Origin of the sequence: Stenotrophomonas sp. SXG-1 (assembly GCF_014083965.1) — a bacterium.
Lineage (GTDB): Bacteria > Pseudomonadota > Gammaproteobacteria > Xanthomonadales > Xanthomonadaceae > Stenotrophomonas > Stenotrophomonas geniculata.
Window position 1 is genome coordinate 1 of the sequence record NZ_CP046588.1, and the last position, 14,653, is coordinate 14,653.

Here is a 14,653-nt window from a genome sequence, read left to right on the forward strand (position 1 = left end):
ATGGATGCTTGGTCCCGTAGTCTCGAGCGCCTCGAAGCGGAGTTCCCGCCGGAAGACGTTCATACCTGGTTGAAGCCACTGCAGGCCGATCTGCGCGTGGACAGCCTGGTGCTGTATGCACCGAATGCCTTCATCGTCGACCAGGTCCGCGAGCTGTACCTGGCCCGGATCCGCGAACTGCTGGCGCATTTCGCCGGTTTCAGCGACGTTTTTCTTGAAATCGGCTCGCGCCCGCGTCCCGTGGAGGCGCAGAACGCGCCGGTTTCCACGCCCTCGGCGCATGTGTCCAGTGAACCGCAGGTACCGTTCGCCGGCAACCTGGACAATCACTACACGTTCGCCAACTTCGTCGAAGGCCGCAGCAACCAGCTGGGCCTGGCCGCCGCCTTCCAGGCAGCGCAGAAGCCGGGCGACCGCGCGCACAATCCGCTGCTGCTGTACGGAGGAACCGGCCTGGGCAAGACCCACCTGATGTTCGCTGCCGGCAACGCCATGCGCCAGGCCAATCCGGGCGCGAAGGTGCTGTACCTGCGTTCTGAACAGTTCTTCAGCGCGATGATCCGGGCCCTGCAGGAAAAGACCATGGATCAGTTCAAGCGCCAGTTCCAGCAGGTCGACGCGCTGCTGATCGATGACATCCAGTTCTTCGCCGGCAAGGACCGCACCCAGGAAGAGTTCTTCCACACCTTCAACGCGTTGTTCGATGGCAAGCAGCAGATCATCCTGACCTGCGACCGCTATCCGCGCGAGGTCGAAGGCCTGGAAGCGCGCCTGAAGTCGCGGCTTGCCTGGGGCCTGTCGGTCGCGATCGAACCGCCGGACTTCGAGACCCGCGCCGCGATCGTGCTGGCCAAGGCACGCGAACGCGGTGCCGAGATTCCCGATGATGTTGCGTTCCTGATCGCCAAGAAGATGCGCTCCAACGTGCGCGACCTCGAAGGTGCGCTCAATACCCTGACCGCCCGCGCCAATTTCACCGGCCGCGCGATCACCACCGAATTCGCCCAGGAAACCCTGCGCGACCTGCTGCGCGCCCAGCAGCAGGCGATCAGCATTCCCAACATCCAGAAAACCGTTGCCGACTACTACGGCCTGCAGATCAAGGATCTGCTGTCGAAGCGTCGGACCCGCTCGCTGGCACGTCCGCGCCAGGTCGCCATGGCCCTGACCAAGGAACTGACCGAGCACAGCCTGCCCGAGATCGGCGATGCCTTTGCCGGTCGCGATCACACCACGGTGCTGCATGCCTGCCGTCAGATCCGGACCCTGATGGAAACCGACGGCAAGCTCCGCGAGGACTGGGACAAGCTGATCCGGAAGCTGAGCGAATGATGCACGGATGCCGATGAGGCGTCATCGCACAAAACGGTGCAGAATCCGGTAGCAAGCGCGGGACACGTTGTGGATAAAAATGGCGTTTGAAATCGCGCCGAATTTATCCACAGCTTTCCCCACCCCCTGGGGGTCGGTAATACAGAGGGTTTCGAGGTCTGAAATTCTTTTATTTACAAAGACTTAGCGTTGTTTTCCAGCGATTCTGTCTCTACCAGCACCACCAAGCTTTTGATTTATTCCACATTTTTTAAAGCATAGGGGCACGGAACCACATGCGTTTCACACTGCAGCGCGAAGCCTTTCTCAAGCCGTTGGCACAGGTCGTCAACGTGGTCGAACGCCGCCAGACCCTTCCGGTTCTGGCCAATTTCCTGGTCCAGGTGCAGAACGGCCAGCTGTCGCTGACCGGTACCGACCTGGAAGTGGAGATGGTGTCGCGGATCGCGGTTGAAGACGCCCAGGACGGCGAAACCACCATTCCCGCCCGCAAGCTGTTCGAGATCATCCGCGCCCTGCCCGACGGCAGCCGGATTACCGTCTCGCAGACCGGTGACAAGATCACCGTGCAGGCCGGTCGCAGCCGCTTCACCCTGGCCACTCTGCCGTCCAATGACTTCCCGTCGGTGGACGAAGTGGAAGCCACCGAGCGCGTGGCCATCGGCGAAGCAACCCTGAAGGAACTGATCGAGCGCACCGCTTTCGCGATGGCCCAGCAGGACGTGCGCTACTACCTCAACGGTCTGCTGTTCGACCTGCGTGGCGATGCGCTGCGCACCGTTGCCACCGACGGCCACCGCCTGGCCCTTTGCGAAACCGACCTGGCCAAGCCCAGCGGTTCGAAGCGCCAGATCATCGTGCCGCGCAAGGGCGTGACCGAGCTGCAGCGCCTGTTGGAAAGCGGCGATCGCGAGATCGAGCTGGAAGTCGGCCGCAGCCACGTCCGCGTCAAGCGCGACGATGTCACCTTCACCTCGAAGCTGATCGACGGCCGCTTCCCGGATTACGAAGCGGTGATCCCGATCGGTGCCGACCGCGAAGTGAAGGTTGATCGTGAAGCACTGCGTGCCTCGCTGCAGCGCGCCGCGATCCTGTCCAACGAGAAGTACCGCGGCATTCGCGTGGAAGTCTCGCCGGGCAACCTGAAGATCAGCGCGCACAATCCGGAACAGGAAGAAGCCCAGGAAGAGATCGAAGCCGACACAACGGTCAGCGATCTGGCCATCGGCTTCAACGTGAACTACCTGCTGGATGCCCTGTCTGCCCTGCGCGACGAGGAAGTGATCATCCAGCTACGCGACTCCAACTCCTCTGCGCTGGTGCGTGAATCCAGCAGCGAGAAGTCGCGCCACGTGGTGATGCCGCTGCGTCTCTGACGGAAACGCTGTTTCACGTGGAACCCAGAAGCGCCCGGGACCTCCCGGGCGTTTTTTTATGTTCCACGTGGAGCATTGTCGAAACGGATCGTAGAAATCCTGGACGTGCCCTGCTCGGCCCCACACCAACTCGATCTCGCTTGCTCGAAGCAACTCGGAATCCAGGACGTTGGGAATTCGTCTTGCAGTGCTCGTCGGGCTCCATGCGATCTGGGTTCTGGCAGCGAGCGCTTCGCATGTCCCACTTCGTTGTCCTGATCTTCAATGGTGGAAGCAGCAGATCATCTTCCCCGGGAGGAGGTCCTTCGCTTCTGCAAACGGCACTGACCACTGGCCGGCTCGGGGGCACACTTGGGCAATCCTAGCTTCTAAATCTGGGTATAAATCTAAAGCATGGTGGTGATGGTAGAGCCAGATTTCGTGGAGAAATGCATTATCTGTTTGTTTTTAAAGGGATTTATGAGCCTGAAACCCCCTGTATAGAGGGCCCCCGGCCTGGGGGGGAACCTGTGGATAGTTTTCAGCGCTGAGCAAAAGGGCTTTTTTATCCACAGATTGCCCATACCTTGTGTATAAGTCATACATGCCTCCTGTGGACAGTGTGGAACTAGCGTCCTGATTTTCTTGAAATCTGTGGAACCCTCCAGGGCATCGGATCGCAGATTTGAAGGAATCGGCGGGGTCATCCGTCGGAACCACCCGCGAGGTGTCCCGCGATGGACCTGCAGCGCTCGCGAAATTGGCGAAATCTGAGGGTATGGGCCTTGGAACCCCGCGCAGATTTGAAGAAATTTCGGGCCGTTCCAGCCCGGAACGCGCGGGCGCGTCACCCGCATTCCACGTGGAACGCGTCCATCGATGGGTGCAGAAGCTGCACCTTCGGCTCGACCGGCCTGCCCCCCGCGCCCGGCTTGACCGATGCAGTAAGCTGATGGATTCCCTGCCCCTCTACCGCCTCGTGCGGATGGTCTTTCGCGCCCCATGCAGATCCGCCGCCTCGCCTTGCATCAACTGCGTCGCTTCAGTGCGGTGGACCTGTCGCCCCAGCCAGGATTGAACCTGCTGACCGGCGACAACGGTGCCGGCAAGACCAGCGTGCTCGAAGCCCTGCACCTGATGGCCTATGGGCGCAGCTTCCGTGGTCGAGTGCGCGACGGTCTGGTGCGCCAGGGCCAGGAAGCGCTGGAAATCTTCGTGGAATGGGACGAACAGCGTGCCAATCACCCGCCGCACCGCCGAAAAGCCGGGTTGCGCCACAGTGGTCAGGATTGGAAGGGGCGATTGGACGGCGAAGATGTCGCGCAGCTGGGTAATCTCTGCGCAGCACTGGCCGTGGTGACGTTCGAGCCCGGGAGCCATGCACTGGTCAGTGGTGGTGGCGAACCCCGCCGCCGCTTCCTCGATTGGGGCTTGTTCCACGTGGAACCGGATTTTCTGTCCTTGTGGCGCCGCTACTCCCGGGCGCTGAAGCAGCGCAACGCCCTGCTCAAGCAGGGCGGGCCGTCGCGGATGCTCGATACCTGGGATCACGAGCTGGCCGAGGCCGGAGAACCGCTGACCAGCCGCCGCCAGCACTACCTGGAGCGTCTGCAGCAGCGCACTGTGACTTTGGCCGCCAGCCTGGCGCCGCAACTGGGCATCCACGGACTGGACCTGAGTCCTGGATGGCGGCGGCATGAGCTTCCCTTGGCCGATGCCTTGCTTCTGGCCCGGGAACGTGACCGGCAGGCCGGGTATACCTCGGTCGGCCCGCACCGGGCGGACTGGAGTGTGGATTTCCACAGCATTCCGGGGCGTGATGCGCTGTCCCGCGGCCAGGCCAAGCTGACGGCATTGGCGTGCCTGCTGGCACAGGCCGAGGACTATGCGGAACAGCGCGGCGAATGGCCGGTGATCGCGCTGGATGATCTGGCTTCGGAACTGGATCGCACCCACCAGGCGCGGGTATTGGAGCGCCTGCTCAATGGCCCGGCACAGATCTTCATCACCGCCACCGAAACCCCGGCGGCGCTGCAGGAACTGACCCACATCGCCCGGTTCCACGTGGAACATGCACAGATCGTGGCTGTGCCATAGTGGGCACACCAGGGCCGCTCGACCCCGGCTGGTATAATTCGGGTTGGAATCCTTTCATTCTCGGCGCATCGCCCCAAGCGGTGGCCGACCTGCGGAGCCTACGGCAAGCGCAATGAGCGACGAACAGAACACCCCGGCAAACAACGGCAATTACGACGCCAACAGCATTACCGCCCTGGAAGGCCTGGAGGCTGTCCGCAAGCGTCCAGGCATGTACATCGGCGACGTGCATGACGGTACCGGTCTGCACCACATGGTGTTCGAGGTCGTCGACAACTCGATCGACGAAGCGCTGGCCGGCCACGCCGACCATGTTGCAGTGACGATCCACGCAGACGGCTCGGTCTCGGTGTCCGACAACGGCCGCGGCATTCCGACCGGCAAGCACGAGCAGATGAGCGCCAAGCTCGGCCGCGAAGTGTCTGCGGCCGAAGTGGTCATGACCGTCCTGCACGCGGGCGGCAAGTTCGACGACAACAGCTACAAGGTTTCGGGCGGCCTGCACGGCGTCGGCGTCAGCGTGGTCAACGCGCTGTCGCAGAAGCTGCTGGTGGACGTGTTCCAGAACGGCTCCCATTACCAGCAGGAATTCAGCAACGGCGCCGCCGTGACCGCGCTGGCCAAGCTGGAAGCCACCACCAAGCGTGGCACCACCGTGCGTTTCTGGCCGTCCACTGTCGCCTTCCACGACAACGTGGAGTTCCACTACGACATCCTGGCCCGCCGCCTGCGCGAGCTGTCGTTCCTGAACTCCGGCGTCAAGATCGTCCTTGCCGACGAGCGTGGTGATGGCCGTCGCGATGATTTCCACTACGAGGGCGGCATCCGCAGCTTCGTGGAGCATCTGGCCCAGCTGAAGACTCCGCTGCACCCGAACGTCATCTCGGTCACCGGCGAGCACAACGGCATCGTGGTGGACGTGGCGCTGCAGTGGACCGACTCCTATCAGGAGACGATGTACTGCTTCACCAACAACATTCCGCAGAAGGACGGCGGTACCCACCTGGCCGGTTTCCGCGGTGCGTTGACCCGGGTGCTCAACAACTACATCGAGCAGAACGGCATCGCCAAGCAGGCCAAGATCAACCTGACCGGCGACGACATGCGCGAAGGCATGATCGCGGTGCTGTCGGTGAAGGTGCCGGACCCGAGCTTCTCCAGCCAGACCAAGGAAAAGCTGGTCAGCTCCGACGTGCGTCCGGCGGTGGAAAATGCCTTCGGTGCGCGCCTGGAAGAGTTCCTGCAGGAAAACCCGAACGAAGCCAAGGCGATCGCCGGCAAGATCGTCGATGCCGCCCGTGCACGTGAAGCTGCGCGCAAGGCCCGCGACCTGACCCGCCGCAAGGGTGCGCTGGATATCGCTGGCCTGCCGGGCAAGCTGGCCGACTGCCAGGAAAAGGATCCGGCACTGTCCGAACTGTTCATCGTCGAGGGTGACTCGGCAGGTGGCTCGGCCAAGCAGGGCCGCAACCGCAAGAACCAGGCGGTGCTGCCGCTGCGCGGCAAGATCCTCAACGTGGAACGCGCGCGCTTCGACCGCATGCTGTCCTCCGACCAGGTCGGTACGCTGATCACCGCGCTGGGCACCGGCATCGGCCGTGACGAGTACAACCCGGACAAGCTGCGGTACCACAAGATCATCATCATGACCGACGCCGACGTCGACGGCGCCCACATCCGCACCCTGCTGCTGACGTTCTTCTACCGTCAGATGCCGGAGCTGATCGAGCGCGGTTACGTCTACATCGGCCTGCCGCCGCTGTACAAGATCAAGCAGGGCAAGCAGGAGCTGTACCTGAAGGACGACCCGGCGCTGGACAGCTACCTGGCCAGCAGCGCAGTGGAAAACGCTGCACTGGTGCCGGCCACCGGCGAGCCCGGCATCGAAGGCCTTGCGCTGGAGAAGCTGCTGCTGGCCTACGCGGCAGCGCTGGATTCGATCGAGCGCAACGCACATCGCTACGACCGCAACCTGCTTGAAGCGCTGGTCGATTTCGTACCGATGGACCTGGAAAGCCTGCGCGCTGCCGGTGAAGGCGAGGGCCTGGATGCACTGGCCAAGCGCCTCAACCAGGGCAGCCTGGGCAGCCCGCGCTTCACGCTGGAACTGCAGGAAGCCAACGACGAGCGCCCGGCCGCTGTGCTGGTGACCCGTCGCCACATGGGTGAACAGCACATCCAGGTGCTGCCGATGTCGGCCTTCGAAAGCGGCGAACTGCGCGCAATCCACCAGGCATCGAAGCTGCTGCACGGTCTGGTCCGCGAAGGCGCGACCATTTCCCGCGGTGCCAAGTCGATCGAAGTCGACAGCTTTGCCAAGGCACAGAACTGGCTGCTCGAGGAGGCCAAGCGCGGCCGCCAGATCCAGCGATTCAAGGGCCTGGGTGAAATGAATCCGGAGCAGCTGTGGGACACCACGGTGAATCCGGAAACCCGTCGACTGCTGCAGGTGCGCATCGAAGACGCTGTCGCTGCTGACCAGATCTTCAGCACGTTGATGGGCGATGTCGTCGAACCGCGTCGCGACTTCATCGAAGACAACGCGCTGAAGGTCGCAAACCTGGATATCTGACACAATCGGGACACGGCCGGTGCGCGGGGAGGCGCGCCGGCTTTCGACTCTTGAACGCAGGTACCTGATGTCCGCATCCGCCCCGGTTTCCGCTCCGCCCCCGGTTCCGCCGTCTTCTGTCGCGCCGCGTGCGGTTTCGCCGTTGGCGGGGTTCTTCATCGACCTGGGCATCGCCGCTGTCACGTTGTTCGGCCTGAGCCTGATCAGCGGCGTGCTGTGGGGCTTGTACCGTGGCGTGGTGGTCGGTTACGCGACCGCGCAGGCCGGCGCTGGCGCACCCGACGCCAGTTCGGTGGCGGCGTCATTGGGCCAGCCCGGCGCACTTGCGCAGATTCTCATGGCGCTGTTTGCCACCGGCGGCGCCGCGCTGCTGCTGTACTTCTGGCGACGGCCGGCCAACGCCGCCGAACGTCATGCGTCGCGCCAGGCACTGCGCCGCCCCTCCACCTGGGGCTGGACCCTGCTGGTGGCGACCCTGATCGTGCTGGGCAGCAACGGTATCGCCTTCCTGGCCAAGCAGTTCGGCATCGAACCGGTCCCCACCAACCTGGCACTGATGCAGAGCGCGATCGCGCGCTTCCCGTTGTTCCTGATGCTGTTCGCGGTGGTACTGGCACCGGCCTACGAGGAACTGCTGTTCCGCCGCGTGCTGTTTGGACGCCTGTGGAAGGCGGGGCGCCCGTGGCTGGGTATTGTACTGAGCAGCCTTGCTTTCGCCCTGATCCATGAAATCCCTGGCACCAGTGCAAACGGCCCGGCCGAAATCGCACAGCTGTGGCTGGTCTATGGCGGCATGGGCGCCGCGTTCTGCTGGTTGTACAAGCGCACCGGCACGCTCTGGGCCGCGATCACCGCGCACGCCCTGAACAACGGCGTGGCGCTTGCCGCGCTTGTGTTTTTCGGGGCAACGTAACGCCGTGTCCGCTTGACGAAAGATTAAGCCGCTACGCTACACACTGCGCATATGAACACGGGGGTGGACCCATGAAACAACTGCTGCTGGCCCTTGTCATAACCACCCTGGTCAGCGCCTGCGCGACCACGACCTCCCCTACCGGCCGCCGGCAGATGGTGGGCGGTGTGTCGCAGGCACAGCTGGACCAGCTCGGCGCACAGGCGTTCGCCGAAACCAAGCAGAAGGAAAAGATCAGCACCGACGGCCGCCAGAACGGTTATGTGCAGTGCGTGGTCAACGCTCTGGTCGCGCAGCTGCCGCCTCAATACCGTGGCGTACGGTGGGAGACGGCCGTGTTCGTCGACAAGGAGCCCAACGCCTTTGCCCTGCCCGGTGGCAAGGTTGGCGTGAACACCGGCATCTTCACCGTCGCCAAGAACCAGGATCAGCTGGCCGCCGTAATCGGCCATGAAATCGGGCATGTCATTGCCCGTCACCACGAAGAGCGCATCACCCGCCAGATGGGCGCACAGACCGGACTGGCGGTGCTCGGTGCGTTGGCCGGTGCGGCGTACGGTGAAGGTGCCGCCAGCACGGTCAACCAGCTTGGCGGAATGGGCGCGCAGGCGGCCTTCCTGCTGCCCGGCTCGCGCACCCAGGAGAGCGAGGCCGACGTAATCGGCCAGCGACTGATGGCCCAGGCCGGCTTCAACCCGGCGCAGGCGGTCGATTTGTGGCAGAACATGATGGCTGCCAGTGGTGGCCGCAGCCCGCAGTGGCTGTCCACCCACCCTGATCCGGCCAACCGCATCCAGGAACTGCGGCGCGATGCGCCGGGGCTGACGCCGGTCTACCAGCAGGCGCAGGCCGCCGGGCTGCGGCCAAAGTGCGGATGAGTGCGCAGTTCTATGCTGTATTGCAGCACATAAAACGATTTCTCACGCCATCTGTTTCTGATACGTTTGGCGGCTCAGATTTTTCTGACAGTCCGACTTTGCCGCTATCCGGCGGTTCGATCGAGGTGAACGATGATTTTCCGTAACCACAAAGCTGTGCTTTCCGTCCTCGTCGCGACCGCCCTGACCGGCGCCGTGGTCACTGATGCCTTCGCGCAATCCTCGCGTTCCTCCGAGCGTGGCAACCGCGGCGGCAAGCAGGCCAAGGCCGAAGCGCTGTACCCCAACGCGACCCGTCAGGAGCCGACCGTCAAGGCATCGGCCAAGCTGGGCAGCAAGCTTCAGAAAATGATTGACAGCTACAACAAGGAAAAGTTCCCGGAGACGCGCACGCAGGCCGACGCGATCCTGGCTGACAGCGCCGCGAACGAGTATGACAAGTCGCTGGCCGCGCAGCTGGCGTCGCAGGCTGCCTACCAGACCGACGATACCCCGGCTGCCATTGCCTACCTGAAGCAGGTCCTGCAGTTCAACGGACTGGACAACAACGGCCACTTCCAGTCCATGCTGATGCTGGGCCAGTTGCAGCTGCAGGAAGACCAGACCGCCGATGGCCTGGCGACCCTGGACAAGTACTTCGCCGAGAGCAAGTCGACCAAGCCGGAAGAGCTGATCGCCAAGGGCCAGGCGCTGTACCAGCTGGAGCGCTACCAGGAAGCGATCCCGGTGCTGAAGCAGGCCATCGCCGGTGCCACCGAACCGAAGGACAACTGGAACCAGCTGCTGATGGCGGCCCTCGCCGAAGCCGGCCAGTCCGGCGAAGCGGTGAAGGAAGCCGAGGCTCTGGCCGCCAAGAACCCGAACGACAAGAAGGCCCAGCTGAATCTGGCCAGCATGTACATGCAGGCCGACCAGATGGAAAAGGCCGCCGCGGTGATGGACAAGCTGCGCAGCAGCGGCCAGCTCACCGAAGAGCGCGAGTACAAGCAGCTGTACTCGATCTATGCCAACACCGAACACAAGGAAAAGGACGTCATCGCGGTCATCAACGAAGGGTTGCAGAAGGGCATCCTGAAGCCGGATTACCAGGTCTACCTGGCGCTGGCCCAGTCCTACTACTACTCCGACCAGGTGCCGCAGGCGATCGATGCGTGGCAGAAGGCTGCCCCGCTGTCCAAGGACGGTGAGACCTACCTGAACCTGGCACGCGTCCTGCATGCCGAAGGTCGCATTCCGGAGGCCAAGCAGGCCGCCCAGCAGGCGCTGGCGAAGGGTGTGAAGAACCAGGCTGATGCCAAAAAAATCATCAACCTGAAGTAAGTAGGAATAACGCCTGAATGCCTGCACAGTTGATGCGCAGGCGCTCAGGATTGGTATAAGCTTGGAGGTTCCTGCGGTGTCATGCACCGCTGATCAGGGATTCCGCCCCCGGCATCCCGGCCCCACTATTGAGCTCTTGGCGCATGACGGAACAACTAGTCGTTCACCGGTACGAACAACCCGATGACAAGGGGCTGAGCTGGCCTCGCATCGTCGGCATCGCGTTTGTAATTGCCCTGCATCTGGCCGCGTTCATGATGCTCCTGATCCCCGCCGTGGCTCCCAAGGCTGTGGCTGAGAAGGAGCGCAACGTCATGGTGACGATCGTCGACGCCCCGCCGCCGCCGCCCCCGCCGCCGCCGCCGCCGCCGCCGACCGATACTCCGCCGCCGCCGGTGAAGAATCTGTCGCCGCCGAAGCCGTCGCCGGTCCCGCCGCCGCCGCAGGCGCCGGTCGTGGACGTGCCGGAACCGCGCCCGAACGACATCGTCACCCCGCCGTCGCCTCCGGCGCCGCCGGCACCGCCGACCTCGATCGAGGCCAGCGTGGACATCTCGTCGAAGGCCATGAATCCGCCGCGCTACCCGCCGGCAGCCTTCCGCGCGGGTATCCAGGGCGAAGTGATCCTGATCATTGATGTCGATGCCAGCGGCAACGTCACCAATGTCACGGTGGAAAAGTCCAGCCGTAACCGCGACCTGGACCGTGCTGCGATGGAAGCGGCTCGCAAGTGGCGCTTCAACGCCGCTGAAGCAGGCGGTAAGAAGACGGCAGGTCGCGTTCGCGTTCCGGTCAACTTTGCGCTGAACTGATGCGCCCGGGTGGCCGCGTGGCCACCCCCGCTCCCGGTTCGATTGTTTAGCTTAGCTACACCCTTTATCACCACACACAACAAAGGTAAGCGTCATGCTGCAGGAAATTTTCATCGCCGCTGCTGCCGGGGGCAATCCGTCCAACGCCCTGTCGCAGATGGGCTTCGAGCACCTGATCCACGAAATGACCACCAAGCCGGGTGATTTCGCGGTTTCCTGGGTCGTGCTGCTGACCCTGGTCGTCATGTCGGCCATGTCCTGGTACTGGACCGTCATCAACATCTTCCGTGCTACCCGCCTGAAGAGCGCCGCCGATCGCGTCGTCAGCCTGTTCTGGGACACCCCGAACGCGCAGGACGCCATCCGTGCGATGGAAGAACAGCCGGCTTCCGAGCCGTTCTCGAAGATCGCCCTGGACGCTGCCCAGGCGGCTGCCCACCACCAGCGCGCTGAAGGCGGCGCCACCGGCGGCGTGGGTGAGAACCTGAGCCGTTCGGAGTTCGTCGACCGCGCCCTGCGTCAGGCCGTGACCCGCGAAAGCAACAAGCTGCAGTCGGGCATGACCCTGCTGGCCACCGTCGGCGCAACCGCTCCGTTCGTCGGTCTGCTGGGTACCGTGTGGGGCATCTACGGCGCGCTGATCAAGATCGGTGCCACCGGCTCCGCTTCGATCGACGCCGTTGCCGGCCCGGTGGGTGAAGCGCTGATCATGACCGCGATCGGTCTGTTCGTCGCGATCCCGGCCGTGTTCGCCTTCAACTTCTTCAGCAAGATCAACAGCGCGACCATCAGCAAGTTCGATACCTTCGCGCACGACCTGCACGACTTCTTCGCCACCGGCTCGCGCGTCCGCTAATTGCGGCGCGCGTCACCCAGCGACGAACGTAAGTAGTCACCAAGATCTAGACGGAGCCCGTTATGGCTTTCAGTAGTGGTAACAGCGGCGGCCCCATGGCCGACATCAACGTTACGCCCCTCGTGGACGTGATGCTGGTGCTGCTGATCATCTTCATCATCACGGCGCCCCTGATGTCCCACAAGGTCAAGGTGGATCTGCCGGAAGCCAACCTGATCCAGAAGCCGGAAGACGCTGAAAAGCGTTCCGGACCGATCACCCTGGCAGTCAAGGAAGACGGCTCGATCTACTGGAACGACGAAGAAATCAACAAGCAGACTCTCGAGTCGCGCTTGGCGACCGCCGCCCAGCAGACCCCGCAGCCGCCGCTGAACCTGCGTGGTGACCGCACCACCAAGATGCGTGTCATCAACGACCTGACCAAGGTCGCGCAGGAGCAGGGCATGCTTGACGTCGGCTTCGTCGCGACCAAAGAAAAGGGGCAATAAGCCATGGCATTCAGTAGTGGTGGTGGCAAGGGCCCCATGGCAGACATCAACGTCACGCCCCTCGTGGACGTGATGCTGGTTCTGCTGATCATCTTCATCGTGACCGCGCCGATCATGACGTACCCGATCGCCGTGGACCTGCCGCAGCGCGTGCTCAACCCACCGCCGCAGCTGGTCGAACCGCCGCCGCCGATCGAACTGAAGATCGACGCCAGCAACCAGGTCTCGTGGAACAACAGCCCGATCAATACCAGCGAGCTGCAGCAGCGGATGGAGCAGGAGGTCCAGCGTGACCCGACCAACCAGCCGGAACTGCGCATCGACGCCAGCCCTGATTCCGAGTACGACGTGATGGCCAAGGTTCTGGCCGCTGCGAAGAACGCTCAGATGAAGAAGATCGGTTTTGTGCAGCAGTAATCGCTACACCGCAACACAACAGTCATGACGCGACTGCAGACGCCCCTGGAAACAGGGGCGTCTTTTTTTGTTCTCATCCTGGCACACGGGTCGAGGTTGGATCCCATCGGGTGGCATGCGCCGCTATGATCGGCGGATGCTCGCCCTCTTCGACTCCCTGCGCCACTGGCTGGACGGCATTGCCCACCTCGGTACCATCCTGGCGGTGGCCTATCTGCTGTACCTGCTCGCGCTGACCGGCTGGATCATGCTGCAGAAGCGCGAGCCGGTGGCGACGCTGAGCTGGATCCTGTCGCTGGCGCTGCTGCCGTACCTGGGCCTCTTCATCTACTACCTGCTGGGCCCGCAGAAGGTGAAGCGGCAGCGTTTGCGCCGTGGCCGCGCGCGGTCGGGCATGGAGCACTACAGCGACGTCTGCCCACCCGACGCCGACTGCACCGAGCTGGCCAAGATCGCCCAGGCCACGACCGGGCTTGCGCCGAGCAGCGCCACCGAAGTGACCTGGCTGGTGGACGGCGCGGCGACCTACGCCGCGCTGCTTGAGGCCGTCGCACAGGCACGCGACCACGTGCATCTGGAGTACTACATCTTCAACCCGGACCATGCCGGAACCGCCCTGCGTGACGCGCTGGTGGAACGTGCACAGGCCGGCGTGCAGGTGCGCCTGCTGCTCGATGCCGTAGGCTCTTCCGCCCTGCCCCGCCGCTTCCTGCAGCCGCTGCTCGACGCCGGTGGCGAAGCGATCTGGTTCCACCCACGGCAGCTGCTGAAGCCGTTCAAGCGCCCGTGGTTGAACCTGCGTACCCACCGCAAGCTGGTGATCGTCGATGGGCGCCTCGCCTTCACCGGTGGCATCAACATCACCGACGACGAGGATGAAAGCCGCAGGGCGGATGCCTACCGCGACCTGCACATGCGCATCCGCGGCCACGTGGTGCGCAGCCTGCAGCTGGTGTTTGCCGAGGACTGGCTCTACGCAAGTGGGCAGGATCCCTCGCGCATGGACATCGCCCGTCTGTGGCCGGCCGACATGCCGCTGCGCGGCGATGGTGCGATCAACGCCCAGGTGCTGGTCTCCGGTCCGGACTCGGGCTGGGAAACGATCCATCGCCTGCACGTGGCGGCGATCCAGGAAGCGCATGAGCGTGTCTGGCTGGTCACGCCCTACTTCGTGCCGGGCGAAGCGGCGCGGATGGCGTTGACCTCGGCCGCGCTGGGCGGCCTGGACGTGCGCCTGCTGGTACCGAAGATGAGCGATTCCTGGTTCGTCACCCAGGCCGCCCGCTCCTACTTCGACGAGCTGCTGCATGCCGGGGTGAAGATCTACGAGTACGGCCCGCGCATGCTGCATACCAAGGCCTTCATCGCCGACGACGATGTCTGCATCGTTGGCAGTGCCAACTTCGATCACCGCAGCTTCCGGCTGAACTTCGAGCTGTCGATGATGATCAGTGACCGTGACCGGGTGGCTGCCCTGGCCGAACTGCTGCAGGGTGAGTTCGACCGTTCCACGCGGGTGCGCGACCAGGCCGGCCGCTCGTTGTGGCTGCACCGCCTGCCCGAGGCCTTCGCCCGGCTGGCCTCGCCGCTGCTCTGACGCAGCGCTACACTGC

Annotated in this window: 12 protein-coding genes; all 12 read left to right on the forward strand. The window is 63.6% G+C overall.

The genetic code is table 11. The annotated features are described in order from the left end of the window. Complete coding sequence (gene dnaA, locus GOC52_RS00005) at positions 1 to 1,332, forward strand: chromosomal replication initiator protein DnaA (RefSeq protein ID WP_005411730.1); 1,332 nt, start codon at positions 1 to 3, stop codon at positions 1,330 to 1,332. A gap of 275 nt (positions 1,333 to 1,607) precedes the next feature. Beyond that, a complete protein-coding gene (dnaN, locus tag GOC52_RS00010) occupies positions 1,608 to 2,708 on the forward strand; it encodes a DNA polymerase III subunit beta (RefSeq protein ID WP_005411731.1) in 1,101 nt (366 codons plus the stop codon). 981 nt (positions 2,709 to 3,689) lie between these two features. After that, entirely contained in the window at positions 3,690 to 4,784 is a 1,095-nt protein-coding gene (gene recF, locus GOC52_RS00015) for a DNA replication/repair protein RecF (protein WP_010487428.1), read from the forward strand. Positions 4,785 to 4,896: 112 nt separating this feature from the next. Next, positions 4,897 to 7,356, forward strand: coding sequence for a DNA topoisomerase (ATP-hydrolyzing) subunit B (gene gyrB / locus GOC52_RS00020; protein ID WP_010487426.1), 2,460 nt, complete (start codon positions 4,897 to 4,899; stop codon positions 7,354 to 7,356). A gap of 67 nt (positions 7,357 to 7,423) precedes the next feature. Further along, complete coding sequence (locus tag GOC52_RS00025; RefSeq protein WP_191850381.1) at positions 7,424 to 8,269, forward strand: CPBP family intramembrane glutamic endopeptidase; 846 nt, start codon at positions 7,424 to 7,426, stop codon at positions 8,267 to 8,269. Positions 8,270 to 8,340: 71 nt separating this feature from the next. Next, positions 8,341 to 9,147: a M48 family metallopeptidase gene (locus tag GOC52_RS00030; RefSeq protein ID WP_019658801.1), complete on the forward strand. Its 807-nt coding sequence runs from the start codon at positions 8,341 to 8,343 to the stop codon at positions 9,145 to 9,147. A gap of 132 nt (positions 9,148 to 9,279) precedes the next feature. Further along, positions 9,280 to 10,467: a tetratricopeptide repeat protein gene (locus GOC52_RS00035; protein ID WP_191850383.1), complete on the forward strand. Its 1,188-nt coding sequence runs from the start codon at positions 9,280 to 9,282 to the stop codon at positions 10,465 to 10,467. Positions 10,468 to 10,610: 143 nt separating this feature from the next. Further along, positions 10,611 to 11,279 (forward strand): energy transducer TonB, encoded by a 669-nt coding sequence (locus tag GOC52_RS00040; RefSeq protein ID WP_010487418.1) that lies wholly within the window; start codon positions 10,611 to 10,613, stop codon positions 11,277 to 11,279. Between the two features lie 94 nt (positions 11,280 to 11,373). Further along, a complete protein-coding gene (gene exbB / locus GOC52_RS00045; RefSeq protein ID WP_004132614.1) occupies positions 11,374 to 12,135 on the forward strand; it encodes a TonB-system energizer ExbB in 762 nt (253 codons plus the stop codon). A 62-nt stretch (positions 12,136 to 12,197) separates the two neighbouring features. Beyond that, positions 12,198 to 12,623: an ExbD/TolR family protein gene (locus GOC52_RS00050; RefSeq protein WP_005411739.1), complete on the forward strand. Its 426-nt coding sequence runs from the start codon at positions 12,198 to 12,200 to the stop codon at positions 12,621 to 12,623. Between the two features lie 3 nt (positions 12,624 to 12,626). After that, positions 12,627 to 13,040, forward strand: a complete 414-nt coding sequence (locus GOC52_RS00055; protein ID WP_005411740.1) for an ExbD/TolR family protein — start codon at positions 12,627 to 12,629, stop codon at positions 13,038 to 13,040. A gap of 136 nt (positions 13,041 to 13,176) precedes the next feature. After that, the gene (cls, locus tag GOC52_RS00060) at positions 13,177 to 14,637 is read left to right on the forward strand and encodes a cardiolipin synthase (protein WP_029550763.1); all 1,461 of its coding nucleotides are present in this window, start codon (positions 13,177 to 13,179) and stop codon (positions 14,635 to 14,637) included. The last annotated feature ends 16 nt before the right edge of the window (positions 14,638 to 14,653 follow it).